Genomic DNA, 15,313 nt, shown 5'->3' on the forward strand with positions numbered 1-15,313 from the left:
GATCAGCGCACCAGATGCAGGAACTGCATGTGCCGTTCGTACTGATCAAGGATGTCGTTGATGATCTGCTCCTTGGTGTAGCCCACCAGATCGTAGTTCTGACTGCCCTCGCTCAAATGCACTTCGGCCCGGTAATAACGACGGTTGTTGAGCTCCTTGGAGCCCATGCCGCCACGGGCAAATGACGGCGTGAAGTAGCCACGCATCTGCACCTGATAGATAAACGGATGCTCGTCACCGTGACCGATTTCCAGGCTGACGTTGTCATTGGCCGGGTCCGGCTGCGTGATGACCTTCAGACCCTTTTCGACGAACACCGCCGAGACTTCTTCAATGGCCGGGCGCACCGTCGAATCGAGGAAGCGATAGACCTCGTCCCGCGACGGGAAATGCACCGCCTGACTCAAGCGCTGACGCCAGCCGCCACGCCGCGAGCCGGACACTGGCGCCAGGGAATGCAACTGCGCGATCTGCTTTTGCGATTCGAGATAAAACGCTTTGTGCAGCCCCCACATCATCAACAGCAGAATCAGCGAGAACGGCAGCGAGGTCAGCACCACCGCCGATTTCAGTGCATCGATACTGCCGGAGAACAGCAGCGCACTGGTCACCAGCGCGGTCATCGCGCCCCAGAACACCCGCAGCCATTTCGGCCCGTCTTCGTCCGGGTTGCCGCCCTTGGCGGACAGCGTCGACAACACCACCGTGCCGGAGTCGGCGGACGTCACGAAGAACACGAAGCTGATGAACACCGTGACCGCAATCACGGTCTTGCTCCACGGGTAGGTTTCCAGCAGCAGGTAGAGGGTCATCGACGGGTTATCGATGGCCGACATGCCCAGCGCACTCATGCCGTGGTTGAGCACTTGGTCGATGGCGCTGTTGCCGAAGATCGACATCCACGCCAGGGTGAAGCCGAGGGGGATCAGCAGCACGCCGAAGACGAATTCGCGGATGGTGCGGCCGCGGGAAATCCGCGCGATGAACAGGCCAACGAACGGCGACCAGGCAATCCACCAGGCCCAGTAGAACACCGTCCAGCCGCCGAGCCAGTCGCTGGGTTTGTCGTAGGCATACAGGTCGAAACTCTTCATCGGCAAGGCGCCGAGGTAGTCGCCGATGTTCTGGATCAAGGTGTTGAGCAGATGCTGCGTCGGGCCGGCGAACAACACGAACAGCAGCAACGCGCAGGCCAGCAGCATGTTGATGTCGGACATGACCCGCACACCCTTATCGACGCCGGATACGGCAACGATGATCGCCGCCCCCATCATCAGGGTGATCAGGCCGACCTGAATCCACTGGGTGTGGGCGATGCCGAACAGGTAGTCCAGACCCGAGTTGAGGTGCAGCACGCCAAAGCCCATGTCCGCACCGAGACCGAACACCGTGGCGATGATGCCGAAGCCATCCACCGCGTAGCCGATCGGCCCGTTGATGCGCTTGCCAATCAGCGGATACAGCGCCGAACGCAAGGCCAGCGGCAGGTTATGGCGGTAGGCGAAATAGGCCAGCGCCATGCCAACGAAAGCGAACACACCCCAGCCGTGCAGGCCCCAGTGCAGAAACAGAATCTGCATCGCCTGACGCGCCGCATCGGCCGTGCCGGCCTCGCCTTGGGGCGGTTGCAGCATGTGGGTCAGCGGTTCAGACACACAAAAGAAAAACAGGGTGATGCTGATGCCGGCGGCGAACAACATGCCGGCCCAGGACAGGTAGCTGAACTCGGGCTCGTCGTGGTCGGCACCGAGCTTGATCTTGCCGTAGCCGGACAAGGCGGTGACCACCACGAAGACCAGATACAGCGTCATCGCCAGCATGTAGTACCAGCCGACCGTATTGGCCGCCCAGTTTTGCGCCGCCAGCAACCAGGCACCGGCCTGTTCAGGCAAGGCAATGACCACGACGCCGAACAGCAGAATGAAACTCGCCGCGAAGTAGAACACCGGCGGATTCATGCGGACCAGGCCGCTTGGAGGGAGGGACGATGCACTCATGAACGGTGCACCTCGAGGGGGTAAAACGTGGCTGTAGAAATCGGACTCAGCAAAGGCAAGCCTCCTGTTGTGAGCGGGCGGCGAACCACCGGTTTAACTTGAATGAACGTTCAATTTAAACATGGATAGGGTGCTAAGGACTAATCGCAGGGCTCGGCGGTCGTTTTCCTGTGCCCGTTCAAGGGAGGGTATGAGGCAGGATTAAATCAAAGCCGTCAGCTCGATTCGGCATGAAATCCAATCGCGAGCCAGCTCTCTCCCACCGTGGTTCTTCAGTGAACACCATGACGGTGAACACCCGAGAATCCTGTGGGAGCGAGCTTGCTCGCGATGAGGGCCTGTCAGTCAGCCAGGCTTTCTGGAGTTACTTCTGCGCCCCATCGTCATGCTGCAGATTCGCCTGAGTCACGTTGCTGCCTGCCGGCACGCTGCGGGTCAGCCAGACGTTGCCGCCAATGGTCGAACCCTTGCCGATGGTGATCCGCCCCAGAATCGTCGCGCCGGCATAGATCACCACGTCATCCTCGACAATCGGGTGACGCGGCTGGCCCTTCTGCAGCTGACCGTCTTCGTCCGCCGGGAAGCGCTTGGCGCCCAGGGTCACGGCCTGATAAATCCGCACGCGCTCGCCAATGATGGCGGTCTCGCCGATGACCACGCCTGTCCCATGGTCGATGAAGAAACTGCGACCGATTTGCGCGCCAGGGTGAATGTCGATGCCGGTGGCCGAGTGGGCGATTTCCGCACTGATCCGCGCCAGCAACGGCAACCCGGCGCGATACAAATGGTGGGCCAGGCGATGGTGAATCACCGCCAGAATCCCTGGATAGCACAGCAATACTTCATCGACGCTGCGCGCCGCCGGGTCACCGTGATAGGCGGCCAGAACGTCGGTGTCCAGCAGGCTGCGCAACCCCGGCAACGCGAGGGCGAAGTCCTGGATGATCTGGAGGGTCCTGGCCTCGACCTCGGTGTCGACCTGGGCACTGTGGCGCGCGGCATAGCGCAATTCGAGCCGTGCCTGAGCCAGCAAGGCGTTCAAGGCGACGTCGAGGGTATGGCCGACGTAGAAGTCTTCACTTTCCTCGCGCAGATCCACCGGCCCCAGGCGCATCGGAAACAGCGCGCCGCACAGGGCTTCGAGAATCTCCGCCATGGCGGCGCGGGACGGCAACTCGCGCCCTCCCTGCTCGGTGCTGGCACGGCCGTTTTGCGCGCGCCACTGGTCACGGGCCGTGCGCAGCTGGCTGACGATGCTCTGCAATTGCCAATGGCTGGAACGCTCACTCACGGTAAAAACTCCTCTCGGGCGGCCGGACAGTCTGGCCGCGTCACCGGCAATTACTTTACGGCAAGGTCTGCGAGCCAAATTAAGAACCAATTGTGCTGTGTTAAGCACTGTTGGCTATAAGCGATTGGAGGCTCGCGGTTGCCCCTTCAAATAGGCGTGCCTATAGTCCACACATCTCCCACCGCCAGTACGGAACCATGTCCAATCAAGCGCCGATCAAACAACAGCTTGCCCGCTTTAACCGTCTCGACCTGCTCAGTCAGCCCACCGCCCTGGAAAAGCTCGAACGCCTGTCGACCTGGCTGGGCCGCGATGTGTACGTCAAACGCGATGACCTGACACCACTGGCCATGGGCGGCAACAAGCTGCGCAAACTCGAGTACCTGGCCGCCGATGCCCTGGCGCAAGGTGCCGACACCTTGATCACCGCAGGTGCGATTCAGTCCAACCATGTGCGCCAGACGGCCGCCATTGCCGCCAAACTGGGCCTGGGCTGTGTTGCGCTGTTGGAGAATCCCCTCGGCACCGACGACGCCAACTACCTCGGCAATGGCAATCGGCTGTTGCTGGACCTGTTCGATGCCAAGGTCGAATTGGTGGAAAACCTCGACAATGCCGACGAGCAATTGCACGCCCTGGCCGCTCGCTTGCGCAGCAATGGCAAAAAACCGTATCTGGTGCCGATTGGCGGCTCGAACGCACTGGGCGCCCTGGGTTATGTGCGTGCCGGGTTGGAACTGGCGGAACAGATCAAGGACACCGGCCTGAATTTCGCCGCCGTGGTGTTGGCCTCCGGCAGCGCCGGGACCCACAGCGGTCTGGCATTGGCCCTGAGTGAAGCACTGCCGGATTTGCCAGTTATTGGCGTCACGGTGTCCCGTAGCGATGAGGACCAGCGGCCGAAGGTACAGGGCCTGGCTGAGCGGACCGCCGAGCTGCTGGGCGTGAGCTTGCCGAAGAGCTTCAAGGTCGAGTTGTGGGACGAGTATTTCGCGCCGCGCTACGGCGAACCGAACGCCGGGACACTGGCGGCGGTGAAGCTGGTGGCGAGTCAGGAAGGCCTGCTGCTCGACCCGGTCTACACCGGCAAGGCCATGGCCGGGTTGCTAGATGGCATCGGTCGTCAACGCTTCGACGAAGGCCCGATCATCTTCCTGCACACCGGTGGGGCGCCGGCGTTGTTTGCCTATAAGGACTTTCTGTAACCGTGAAGAGCAAAAGATTGCAGCCGCAGGCTGTGATCTTTTTCACGACGCGCAAATATTCCTTTAGGGAATAACAAAAATATTATTGATTATTTTCTAATCTAATAACGCCATCATATAGTCATACCCCAGGCGAATTTGCAGCAAGACGCATACGCTGCTTTAGGGCAGGATATCGCAGTCGTTCAAATCCCGAATTCGCCAACTTTCCTGAAGCGTCTTCCATAAGAAACCATAGGGGCTTGTCATGAATTTTTCCGTACTACGTCGAAATCTGCTGGTGGGTTCGCTGGGCCTGGCGCTGGGCGTCGGTCTGCTGGGACAAGCGGTTGCCGGTGAGCAACTGCAAAAAATCAAGGACGCTGGCGTGATCAACGTCGGTCTGGAAGGCACCTACCCGCCGTTCAGTTTCGTCGACGCCGACGGCAAACTGACCGGCTTCGAAGTCGAGTTCTCCGAAGCCCTGGCCAAAGAGCTGGGCGTGAAGGTCAAACTGCAACCGACCAAATGGGACGGCATCCTCGCGGCGCTGGAATCCAAGCGTCTGGACGCCGTGATCAACCAGGTGACCATCTCCGAAGAGCGCAAGAAGAAGTATGACTTCTCCGAGCCTTACACCGTTTCCGGGATTCAGGCGCTGACCCTGACCAAGAACAAGGACACCATCAAGACCGCCGCCGACCTGGCCGGCAAGAAAGTCGGCGTAGGCCTGGGCACCAACTACGAAGCGTGGGTGAAAGAGAATGTACCCAAGGCTGACGTCCGTACCTACGAAGATGACCCAACCAAGTTCCAGGACCTGCGCGTCGGCCGCATTGACGCCATCCTGATCGACCGCCTCGCCGCGCTGGAATACGCCAAGAAAGCCAAGGACACTTCTGCCGCCGGCGAAGCGTTCTCCCGTCAGGAAGCCGGCATTGCCCTGCGCAAAGGCGAGCCTGAACTGTTGGCCGCTGTGAACAAAGCCATCGACAAGCTGCGCGCAGACGGCACGCTGAAAAAGCTTTCGGAAAAATACTTCAGCGCTGACGTCACTCAATAATGGAAGAAGCTTTTCAACTCGCACTGGACTCCCTGCCCTTCCTGCTCAAGGGGGCCTACTACACGGTCATCTTGAGCCTGGGCGGAATGTTCTTCGGCCTGGTGATGGGCTTCGGCCTGGCACTGATGCGCCTGTCGCGCTTCAAACTGGTGAGCTGGATCGCCCGCATCTACGTGTCGTTCTTTCGCGGCACGCCGTTGCTGGTCCAACTGTTCGTGATCTATTACGGCTTGCCGCAAATGGGCATGGAACTCGATCCGCTGCCGGCGGCCCTGATCGGCTTCTCGCTGAACATGGCCGCCTACGCCTGTGAAATCCTGCGTGCCGCGATCAGCTCCATCGAGCGCGGTCAGTGGGAAGCGGCTGCCAGTATCGGCATGACCCGGGCGCAGACCCTGCGCCGGGCCATCCTGCCGCAGGCGATGCGCACCGCATTGCCGCCGCTGGGCAACAGCTTCATCTCGCTGGTCAAGGACACCGCCCTGGCAGCCACCATCCAGGTGCCGGAGCTGTTCCGTCAGGCGCAGCTGATCACCGCCCGTACCTTCGAAGTGTTCACCATGTATCTGGCCGCCGCGCTGATCTACTGGATTCTGGCCACGGTGCTGTCGCACCTGCAGAACCAGTTGGAAGCCCGGGTCAATCGGCACGACCAGGAGTCCTGACCCCATGATTGTCGTGGAAAAACTGACAAAGCAGTTCAAGGGTCAAGTCGTGCTCAACGGCATCGATCTGCAAGTGAAGGAAGGTGAGGTGGTGGCGATCATCGGGCCGAGCGGCTCGGGCAAGACCACGTTCCTGCGTTGCCTGAACTTCCTGGAAGAACCCACCAGCGGCCGGATCAAGGTCGGCGATATCGAGATCGATACCAGCCGTCCGTTGAACCAGCAGCAGAGCCTGGTGCGCCGCTTGCGCCAGCACGTGGGCTTCGTGTTCCAGAACTTCAACCTGTTCCCCCATCGCACCGCCCTGGAAAACGTCATCGAAGGCCCGATCATCGTCAAGAAGGTCCCGCACGCCGACGCCGTTGCCCTGGGTAAAAAGCTGTTGGCCAGGGTCGGCCTGGCGGGCAAGGAAGACGCCTACCCGCGCCGCCTCTCGGGCGGTCAGCAACAGCGCGTGGCGATTGCCCGTGCGCTGGCGATGGAACCTGAAGTGATCCTGTTCGACGAACCGACCTCGGCGCTCGACCCGGAGCTGGTAGGCGAAGTGCTCTCGACCATTCGCAGCCTGGCCGAGGAAAAACGCACCATGGTCATCGTCACCCACGAAATGGGCTTTGCCCGCGACGTGGCCAATCGTGTGGTGTTTTTCGACAAGGGCGTGATCGTCGAACAAGGCGAAGCGAAGGCGCTGTTTGCCCACCCTAAAGAAGAACGCACGAAACAGTTTCTCAGCAAGTTCCTGAACAACTCACACAACTAAAAACCTTCGCAACAATCGCCAATTTCCAAGGAAGGAAGTTGCACCCCTCTATCAGCACCCTATTCACACATAAATAAACCGCACAAACAATAGACCGCTTTTTGTCAGCGCGCGGGGTACATATATATATCCCGAAACAGACTCAATACGTCTGCTGCCCAGGAACGACCAGGTCACCAACCACCTCATCCCTTTGGTCTTAAGCGGCCTGAACTCAGGGCTTCATAGTCAATTTCGACGCACCCATAGCGTTTATTAACTGCACTGCGTAGGAACTTTCTGAATAACAGATGATTTTGTATTTAACCAACTAACTCTATTGACACTTATTCAAGCGAACTCGTATCTAGTCTCCCACCGGCGTCACTCATCACGCTCACTCATTATTTCAACTCAAAAGTAATGAACGGTTTTGCTGTTCGAAATTCACTTTCCCGATGTTTAAGAAACGGACTTCGCTGCAAGACTTAAAGGAGACTTAAATGGCAACTACCTCGAACAAAACCGAGCTGGCGGCACCGACCCTGGCGCAATCTCACAAGACCGGCATCAACATCACCTCAGCCGCGCATCTGCTGATCCAGGTGCCGTCCTACACCGCAATGGACGAAGGCGACCTGATCGAACTCTTCTGGAATCACTGCTACGTCACTTCCCGGGTGCTGACAACCGCCGATATCGGCCACCCCGTTCAGTTGCGCGTGCCCGAGAGCTTCATCGCCAATGGCAGTTCGCACATCCACTACCGGGTCATGCAGGTGGGCCGAGGTCCGGTCATGTCGGCCGTCCGCCACGTGCAGATCAAACTCGACTGCCCCGGTGGCCAGCCCTGTGCCTTGTATGGCGACGAAATACAGAGCCTGGCACCGGTGAGCATTCCCGAGACGATTCGCCGCCAGGGGGTCAATCCGAGCCAGGTCAAACGGGGTGTGCCGCTCACCATCGAGCCGTACATGAACATGGCGGTCGACGACGAAATCACCCTGCGCTGGGGTGATGTGCGCATGGACCTGCCCCGGCTGAAAGCCAGCGACGTGGGTCAACCGATCCAGGTCTGGGTGCCGCCGGCGATCATCCTCGAAGCCGGCGAAGACCTGCGCCTGGAAGTGACGTACTGCATCCTCGACCGCGTGGGCAACAACTCGCGCTGGGCGCCGGCGCGAACGCTGAAGATCGGTTGCGCCAACCCTTACCTCAAAGTCCCGAAGAAAGAACCCCTCAAAGCCGCCGAACCCCGCAGGCGATGAGAAACAGGCGCCTTGCGCAGAGCTTTTTCTGCAGGAGCAAGGCTTGCCCGCGATGGCGATCCAACGGGCCCTATCGCGGGCAAGCCTTGCGCCTGGAAAAAGCCAAATCCAGCCTTGAACTGTTGCCCCGCAAACAACTGTTGCCCCACGAACAGTGGGTGATGACACACTTCTATCTATATTCCTAAAAGTTAGTTCAAAACTTATTTATAAACGCTTAGGGTATATACACCGGACCACCGGACATTCTTGTTTTCGTTCGCCGCACACCGCGGCGTTTCCATGAGATGCGAGGTAGGTATGGTCCGGAACACAATCACCCCAGTGCAGATCGCCAGGGCATTGCGTGCAGCCAAGGAGTGGCGCTGATGTCCAGTCTGGCAGATGCAATTGTCCAGAGTGATCTGGACGTCGCCCCACGCTTGTTGCCCGCGCAGGTGTTGCACAACGACGCACAAGCCATCGAGGCCGCCCATGAGTTGGCGCAAGTCGCCCGCCTGCAGGCCGCCAAACGCGACCAGCAGCGCAAGCTGCCATGGTCGGAAATCGAACAGTTCACCCGCAGCGGCCTGGGCAGCATTGCCATCCCGCGCGAGTACGGTGGCCCGCAGGTTTCGTTCGTCACATTAGCCGAGGTGTTCGCGATCATTTCCGCGGCAGACCCGGCCCTCGGACAGATCCCGCAGAACCAGTTCGGCATCCTCAACCTGGTGTTGGGCAGCGCCACCGAAGCGCAGAAAAAACAGATCTTCAAAAGCGTGCTCGACGGCTCGCGCATCGGCAATGCCGGCCCTGAACGCGGCAGCAAAAACACCCTTGAACTCAAGGCGCGCATCACCGCCGACGGCGATGGTTATGTCCTCAACGGGCAGAAGTTTTACTCCACGGGCGCGCTGTTCGCGCATTGGGTCGCGGTCAAGGCGCTCAATGACGACGGCAAGCAAGTACTGGCCTTCGTGCCTCGCGGCACACCGGGCTTGCGTATCGTCGACGACTGGTCCGGTTTCGGCCAGCGCACCACCGCCAGCGGCACCATTTTGCTCAACAACGTGCGGGTCGATGCCGAGCGGGTGGTGGACAACTGGAAGATCAATGAAAAGCCCAATACCCAGGGCGCCGTCTCGCAGCTGATTCAAGCCGCCATCGACGCCGGTATCGCCCGTGGCGCCATCGACGACGCCATCGAATTCGTGAAAACCCGTGCCCGGCCATGGATCGACGCCCAGGTCGACCGGGCCAGCGATGACCTGTACGTGATCGCCGACATCGGCAAACTGAAAATCGAACTGCACGCCGCCGAAGCCCTGCTGCGCAAGGCCGGGCAGGTGCTCGATCAGGTCAGCGCCGCGCCGCTCACCGCCGAGTCCGCCGCCCGCGCCTCGATTGCCGTGGCCGAAGCCAAAGTGCTGACAACCGAAATTTCGCTGCAAGCCAGCGAAAAGCTGTTCGAGCTGGCCGGCAGCCGCGCCACCCTCGCCGAATTCAACCTCGACCGCCACTGGCGCAACGCCCGGGTGCACACCCTGCACGACCCGGTGCGCTGGAAATACCACGCCGTTGGCAGCTACCACCTGAACGGCACATTGCCGGCTCGCCATTCCTGGATTTAACGACCAGACATCTGGAGAAACACATGACCCTTTCTCAACACGTCGCGGTCATCACCAGCGATGAGCAAGCCCTGATTGTCGCCAGTGACCTGGCCGAAGATTTCAAACGCGATAGCGCCCTGCGTGACCGTGAACGCCGTTTGCCACACCCGGAACTGGAAGTGTTTTCCCGCTCGGGCCTGTGGGGCATCAGCGTGCCGAAAGAGTACGGCGGCGCCGGGGTGTCCAACGTCACCCTGGCCAAAGTCATCGCCCTGATCGCTCAAGCGGACAGCTCGCTGGGGCAGATCCCGCAGAACCATTTCTACGCCCTCGAAGTGCTGCGCGTGAACGGCAGCCCCGAGCAGAAAAAACGCCTGTACGCCGAAGTGCTGGCCGGTCAGCGCTTCGGCAATGCCCTCGCCGAACTGGGCACCAAAACCGCCCACGATCGCGTCACCCGCCTGACCCCTGAATTACAGGGAGAGCGCGACGGCTATCGCATCAACGGCCGCAAGTTCTACGCCACCGGGGCCATCTACGCCCAACGCATTCCGACGTCCGTCGTGGATGAAAACGGCGTGCAGCAACTGGCGTTCGTCCCGCGCAACAGCAAGGGCCTGACCGTGATCGACGACTGGAGCGGCTTCGGCCAGCGCACCACCGGCAGCGGCTCGGTGGTATTCGAAGATGTCTTCGTCGCCGCCGAAGACGTGATCCCGTTCCAGAGCGCTTTCGAGCGCCCGACGCCAGTCGGCCCGCTGGCGCAGATTCTCCACGCCGCCATCGACACCGGCATCGCCCGCGCGGCCTATGAAGATGCGCTGCACTTCGTGCGCACCAAAACCCGGCCGTGGATCGACGCCACCCACGAAAAAGCCACCGATGACCCGCTGACGATCAAGAGCTTCGGCCACTTGAGCATTCGCCTGCACGCCGCCGAAGCGCTGCTGGAACGTGCCGGTGAGTTTCTCGACCAGGCCCAGGCCGACACCCACGCCGAGACCGTGGCCGCCGCGTCGATTGCCGTCGCCGAAGCCCGCGCCCTCAGCACCGAAATTTCCCTGGCCGCCGGCAGCACCCTGTTCGAACTGGCCGGCAGCCAGGCAACCCTGGCCGAACACGGTCTGGATCGCCACTGGCGCAACGCGCGCGTGCACACCCTGCACGACCCGGTGCGCTGGAAGTACCACGCGGTGGGCAACTACTACCTCAACGATGAAAACCCGCCACTGCGGGGGACTATCTGATGGCCAGGAAAAAGATCCTGCTCAACGCGTTCAACATGAATTGCATCGGGCACATCAACCACGGTTTGTGGACCCACCCCCGGGACACCTCGACCCAATACAAAACCATCGAATACTGGACCGAACTGGCGCAGTTGCTGGAACGCGGGCTCTTCGACGGCTTGTTCATCGCTGACATCGTCGGCGTCTACGACGTCTACCAGCAGTCAGTGGACGTCACGCTGAAAGAGTCGATCCAGTTGCCGGTCAACGACCCGTTGCTGCTCGTCTCGGCCATGGCCGCCGTGACCAGAAACCTCGGCTTCGGCCTCACCGCCAACCTCACCTACGAACCGCCGTACCTGTTCGCCCGGCGCATGTCGACCCTGGATCACCTGAGCCGTGGCCGGGTGGGCTGGAACATCGTCACCGGCTACCTCGACAGCGCCGCCAAGGCCATGGGCCTGAGCGAACAGGTCGAACATGACCGCCGCTACGACCAGGCCGACGAATACCTGGAGGTGCTCTACAAGCTCTGGGAGGGCAGTTGGGAAAAGGACGCCGTACTCAACGATCCCCGACAACGGATCTACGCGCAGCCCGAGAAAGTGCACAAGGTCGAGCACAAGGGCGAGTTCTACCAGGTCGAGGGGTATCACCTCTGCGAGCCGTCGCCGCAACGCACACCGGTGCTGTTCCAGGCCGGCAGTTCCGATCGCGGTTTGCTGTTCGCCGGGCGCCACGCCGAGTGCGTGTTCATCAGCGGCCAGAACAAGCCGTCGACCAAAGTGCAGGTGGACAAAGTCCGCGCCAGCGCCGTCGAAGCCGGGCGCAACCCCGAGGACATCAAGGTGTTCATGGGGTTGAACGTGATCGTCGGCGAAACCGAAGAACTGGCCTGGAAGAAGCACGCCGAGTACCTGAGCTACGCCAGCGCCGAAGCCGGCGTGGCGCATTTTTCCGCGTCCACCGGCATCGATTTTTCCGAGTACGCCATCGACGAACCGATCCAGTACGTGAAAAGCAACGCGATCCAGTCGGCCACTAAAAACCTGCAAAACAACGACTGGACCCGACGCAAATTGCTCGAGCAACACGCCCTCGGCGGCCGCTACATCACCGTGGTCGGTTCACCGCAGCAAGTGGCGGATGAGCTGGAATCGTGGATCGCCGAAACCGGGCTGGACGGCTTCAACCTGACGCGGATCGTCACGCCGGAAAGCTACGTGGACTTCATCGATCTGGTGATCCCCGAGCTGCAACGCCGAGGCTCGTACAAGACCGCCTACGACAATGGCAGCCTGCGCGAAAAGCTGTTTCACGCAGAGGCGCATTTGCCTGAGCAACATACCGGATCGACGTTCAGACGCTAAAAGCATCGCGAGCAGGCTCGCTCCCACATTTGGAATGCATTCCCCTGTGGGAGCGAGCCTGCTCGCGATGAGGCCCGACCAAACACCCAAAATTCATGCACTGACTGGAAAAACCATCATGAAAAAGAACCACCTCTCTAACCCAGTCAAAGCACTGGCCCTGGCCCTCGGCCTGTTCAGCTCTGCGGTATTCGCCGCCGACGCACCGCTGAAAATCGGCACCACCGCCGCCTTCGCCATTCCCCTGGAAGCGGCGGTCGAAGAAGCCGGCAAACAAGGCCTGAAAGTCGAGCTGGTGGAGTTCACCGACTGGATCGCCCCCAACGTCAGCCTCGCCGCCGGCGACATCGACGTGAACTACTTCCAGCACATCCCGTTCCTGGAAAACGCCAAGGCCGCCTCCGGTTTTGACTTGGTGCCTTTCGCGCCGGGAATCATCAATAACGTCGGCCTCTACTCGAAAAAATACAAAAGCTTCGATGAGTTGCCCGAAGGCGCCAGCGTGGCCATCGCCAACGACCCGATCAACAGCGGTCGTGGCTTGCAGCTGCTGGCCAAGGCCGGTTTGATCACCCTCAAGCCGGGCGTCGGCTACAAGGCCACCGAAGAAGACATCATCGCCAACCCGAAGAAAATCAAGATTCTGCAAGTCGAAGCCGTGCAGTTGGTGCGCGCCTATGACGACGCCGACCTGGTCCAGGGCTACCCGGCCTACATTCACCTGTCAAAGACCTTCGATGCCGGCTCCGCCCTGCTGTTCGACGGCCTCGATCACAAGGAATACGTGATCCAGTTCGTGATCCAGCCCAAGAGTAAAACCGACCCGCGCCTGATCAAGTTCGTCGACATTTACCAGCACTCGCCAGCCGTGCGCGCCGCCCTGGATAAAGCCCACGGCAAGCTCTACCAAGCCGGTTGGGAGAGCTGAGCATGACGGCTGCGACCCAACGGCGACTGGAGATTCCAGAGCCCCGCCCTCTACAAGAACAGGCACAACACACCGAGCTGCACCCGCAGCTCAATCGTGCCCACGTGCGCTTTGTCGGCCTGGGCAAAACCTATGAAGGCAAGCAAGGCCCGGTGGCCGCCCTGCAAGGCATCGACCTGGCGATCCAGCGCGGTGAAGTGTTCGGCATCATCGGCCGCAGCGGCGCCGGCAAGTCGTCGCTGATCCGCACCATCAACCGCCTCGAACAACCGACGTCGGGGCGTGTGCTGATCGATCAAGTGGACATCGGCGAGTTCGATGAAGAGCGCCTGGTGGCGCTGCGCCGGCGCATCGGCATGATCTTCCAGCACTTCAACCTGATGTCGGCCAAGACCGTTTGGCAGAACGTCGAACTGCCGCTGAAAGTCGCCGGGGTGCCCAAGGAAAAACGCGATCAAAAGGTCCGCGAATTGTTGGAGCTGGTGGGCCTGCAAGCCAAACACAAGGCCTACCCGGCGCAGCTGTCCGGCGGCCAGAAACAGCGCGTCGGCATTGCCCGCGCACTGGTGCACGACCCGGCCATTCTGCTCTGCGACGAGGCCACCTCGGCGCTCGATCCGGAGACCACCCAATCGATCCTCGGCCTGCTGCGCGAGATCAATCAGCGCCTGGGCCTGACCATCATTTTGATCACCCACGAAATGGCGGTGATCCGCGAGATCTGTGATCGCGTGGTCGTGCTCGAACACGGGCGCATCGTTGAGCAGGGGCCGGTGTGGGAAGTGTTCGGTAACCCGCAGCACGAGGTCAGCAAGACCTTGCTCGCGCCGTTGCAACATGCGCTGCCGACAGAACTGCAAAGCCGTTTGCAGGCGCAACCGCAGACCTCGGATGACGCGGTCGTTCTGCGTCTGCAATTCACCGGCACGGCTCAGGACGAACCGGACATCGCCGCCCTGTTCGCGGCCCTCGGCGGTCGCGTGCGCTTGCTGCAAGGTGGCGTGGAACGGATTCAGGGTCACGCCCTCGGGCAACTGCTGCTGGCCGTGACCGGCTCGTCCCTCGACGCCGAAGCACTGCGCCAGCGTGCGAGCCAATGGGCGCAACAGGTTGAGGTATTGGGCTATGTGGTTTGATCGATTGCTGCAAGGCTTCATCGACACGTTCCTGATGGTCGGCGTGTCGTCCTTGATCGCCCTGCTGGCGGGCATTCCGCTGGCGGTGATCCTGGTCACCAGTTCCAAGGGCGGCATCTACGAGGCACCGGCCATCAACCGCGCCCTGGGTGCGTTCGTGAACCTGTTCCGCTCGATTCCGTTCCTGATCTTGATGGTCGCGCTGATCCCGTTCACTCGCTTGATCGTCGGCACCACGTACGGCGTGTGGGCAGCCGTGGTGCCGTTGACCATTGCCGCTACGCCGTTCTTCGCGCGCATCGCCGAAGTCAGCCTGCGCGAGGTCGATCACGGCTTGATCGAAGCGGCGCAAGCCATGGGCTGCCGGCGTGGGCACATCGTTTGGCACGTGCTGTTGCCCGAGGCACTGCCGGGCATCGTCGGGGGCTTCACCATTACCTTGGTGACCATGATCAACTCCTCGGCCATGGCCGGGGCGATTGGCGCGGGGGGCTTGGGGGACATTGCCTATCGATACGGGTATCAGCGCTTCGACAGCCAGATCATGCTCACGGTGATTGTGTTGCTGGTGGCGTTGGTGGCGGTGATTCAGTTGGGCGGGGATCGGTTGGCGCGAGGGCTCAACAAACGCTAAAGGGGCCTTTTGTAGGAGCGAGCCTGCTCGCGATGAGCGCAAGAGCGCCGCGTTCATCCAGGCAGCCCTCGTTATCGTTTACGTCCATCGCGAGCAGGCTCGCTCCTACAAAAAGCGGATTTTTCCTACGGGAATAACAGACCTCCTACAGCCCTGTTCCCTTTCCTTTGCAGGACATTTCCTAGATTATTCCGCTCGCTTGCGCCTGCCAATTTGG

The 15,313-nt window shown here is 60.7% G+C and carries 13 protein-coding genes; 11 read left to right on the top strand and 2 right to left on the bottom strand.

Going from position 1 to position 15,313, the window contains the following annotated elements; translation table 11 throughout:
- Positions 1 to 2 precede the first annotated feature (2 nt).
- Together betT and epsC are read right to left on the bottom strand one after the other, a co-directional pair.
- The gene (gene betT, locus JQF37_RS11490; RefSeq protein ID WP_189340427.1) at positions 3 to 1,958 is read right to left on the bottom strand and encodes a choline transporter BetT; all 1,956 of its coding nucleotides are present in this window, start codon (positions 1,956 to 1,958) and stop codon (positions 3 to 5) included.
- Positions 1,959 to 2,361: 403 nt separating this feature from the next.
- The gene (gene epsC, locus JQF37_RS11495) at positions 2,362 to 3,288 is read right to left on the bottom strand and encodes a serine O-acetyltransferase EpsC (protein WP_047536188.1); all 927 of its coding nucleotides are present in this window, start codon (positions 3,286 to 3,288) and stop codon (positions 2,362 to 2,364) included.
- 197 nt (positions 3,289 to 3,485) lie between these two features.
- Between epsC and JQF37_RS11500 the strand changes: the two genes are divergently transcribed.
- From JQF37_RS11500 to JQF37_RS11550, 11 genes are all read left to right on the top strand, one after another.
- Positions 3,486 to 4,493 (top strand): D-cysteine desulfhydrase, encoded by a 1,008-nt coding sequence (locus tag JQF37_RS11500; RefSeq protein WP_130208405.1) that lies wholly within the window; start codon positions 3,486 to 3,488, stop codon positions 4,491 to 4,493.
- Between the two features lie 247 nt (positions 4,494 to 4,740).
- A complete protein-coding gene (gene tcyJ / locus JQF37_RS11505; protein WP_047536184.1) occupies positions 4,741 to 5,535 on the top strand; it encodes a cystine ABC transporter substrate-binding protein in 795 nt (264 codons plus the stop codon).
- Positions 5,535 to 6,200: a cystine ABC transporter permease gene (gene tcyL / locus JQF37_RS11510; protein ID WP_130208403.1), complete on the top strand. Its 666-nt coding sequence runs from the start codon at positions 5,535 to 5,537 to the stop codon at positions 6,198 to 6,200. The genes tcyJ and tcyL overlap by 1 nt, the downstream gene beginning before the upstream one ends.
- A gap of 4 nt (positions 6,201 to 6,204) precedes the next feature.
- Positions 6,205 to 6,960: an L-cystine ABC transporter ATP-binding protein TcyN gene (tcyN, locus tag JQF37_RS11515; protein ID WP_047536178.1), complete on the top strand. Its 756-nt coding sequence runs from the start codon at positions 6,205 to 6,207 to the stop codon at positions 6,958 to 6,960.
- 482 nt (positions 6,961 to 7,442) lie between these two features.
- A complete protein-coding gene (locus tag JQF37_RS11520) occupies positions 7,443 to 8,207 on the top strand; it encodes a hypothetical protein (RefSeq protein ID WP_130208401.1) in 765 nt (254 codons plus the stop codon).
- Between the two features lie 368 nt (positions 8,208 to 8,575).
- On the top strand, positions 8,576 to 9,817 hold the full coding sequence (locus JQF37_RS11525) for an SfnB family sulfur acquisition oxidoreductase (RefSeq protein ID WP_130208399.1): 1,242 nt from the start codon (positions 8,576 to 8,578) through the stop codon (positions 9,815 to 9,817).
- Between the two features lie 23 nt (positions 9,818 to 9,840).
- Positions 9,841 to 11,046 carry an SfnB family sulfur acquisition oxidoreductase gene (locus JQF37_RS11530; RefSeq protein WP_130208397.1) on the top strand — a complete coding sequence of 402 codons (1,206 nt, stop codon included), beginning with the start codon at positions 9,841 to 9,843 and terminating at the stop codon, positions 11,044 to 11,046.
- The gene (locus JQF37_RS11535; RefSeq protein ID WP_130208395.1) at positions 11,046 to 12,398 is read left to right on the top strand and encodes an LLM class flavin-dependent oxidoreductase; all 1,353 of its coding nucleotides are present in this window, start codon (positions 11,046 to 11,048) and stop codon (positions 12,396 to 12,398) included. Before JQF37_RS11530 ends, JQF37_RS11535 begins: the two co-directional genes overlap by 1 nt.
- Before the next feature lie 118 nt (positions 12,399 to 12,516).
- A complete protein-coding gene (locus JQF37_RS11540) occupies positions 12,517 to 13,326 on the top strand; it encodes a MetQ/NlpA family ABC transporter substrate-binding protein (RefSeq protein ID WP_130208393.1) in 810 nt (269 codons plus the stop codon).
- Between the two features lie 2 nt (positions 13,327 to 13,328).
- Positions 13,329 to 14,462 carry an ATP-binding cassette domain-containing protein gene (locus JQF37_RS11545; protein WP_130208391.1) on the top strand — a complete coding sequence of 378 codons (1,134 nt, stop codon included), beginning with the start codon at positions 13,329 to 13,331 and terminating at the stop codon, positions 14,460 to 14,462.
- Entirely contained in the window at positions 14,452 to 15,096 is a 645-nt protein-coding gene (locus JQF37_RS11550; RefSeq protein WP_090465887.1) for a methionine ABC transporter permease, read from the top strand. The genes JQF37_RS11545 and JQF37_RS11550 overlap by 11 nt, the downstream gene beginning before the upstream one ends.
- Positions 15,097 to 15,313: the final 217 nt, after the last annotated feature.

This window comes from Pseudomonas sp. MIL9 (assembly GCF_016887925.1).
GTDB classification, from domain to species: domain Bacteria; phylum Pseudomonadota; class Gammaproteobacteria; order Pseudomonadales; family Pseudomonadaceae; genus Aquipseudomonas; species Aquipseudomonas mohnii.

Bases quoted from the DNA above. Each gene is read 5' to 3' on its own strand.
- JQF37_RS11500 (WP_130208405.1), top strand. From the start codon at position 3,486: ATGTCCAATCAAGCGCCGATCAAACAACAGCTTGCCCGCTTTAACCGT.
- tcyJ (WP_047536184.1), top strand. From the start codon at position 4,741: ATGAATTTTTCCGTACTACGTCGAAATCTGCTGGTGGGTTCGCTGGGC.
- JQF37_RS11540 (WP_130208393.1), top strand. From the start codon at position 12,517: ATGAAAAAGAACCACCTCTCTAACCCAGTCAAAGCACTGGCCCTGGCC.
- JQF37_RS11530 (WP_130208397.1), top strand. From the start codon at position 9,841: ATGACCCTTTCTCAACACGTCGCGGTCATCACCAGCGATGAGCAAGCC.
- JQF37_RS11525 (WP_130208399.1), top strand. From the start codon at position 8,576: ATGTCCAGTCTGGCAGATGCAATTGTCCAGAGTGATCTGGACGTCGCC.
- tcyL (WP_130208403.1), top strand. From the start codon at position 5,535: ATGGAAGAAGCTTTTCAACTCGCACTGGACTCCCTGCCCTTCCTGCTC.
- JQF37_RS11545 (WP_130208391.1), top strand. From the start codon at position 13,329: ATGACGGCTGCGACCCAACGGCGACTGGAGATTCCAGAGCCCCGCCCT.
- tcyN (WP_047536178.1), top strand. From the start codon at position 6,205: ATGATTGTCGTGGAAAAACTGACAAAGCAGTTCAAGGGTCAAGTCGTG.
- JQF37_RS11550 (WP_090465887.1), top strand. From the start codon at position 14,452: ATGTGGTTTGATCGATTGCTGCAAGGCTTCATCGACACGTTCCTGATG.
- betT (WP_189340427.1), bottom strand. From the start codon at position 1,958: ATGAATCCGCCGGTGTTCTACTTCGCGGCGAGTTTCATTCTGCTGTTC.
- JQF37_RS11535 (WP_130208395.1), top strand. From the start codon at position 11,046: ATGGCCAGGAAAAAGATCCTGCTCAACGCGTTCAACATGAATTGCATC.
- JQF37_RS11520 (WP_130208401.1), top strand. From the start codon at position 7,443: ATGGCAACTACCTCGAACAAAACCGAGCTGGCGGCACCGACCCTGGCG.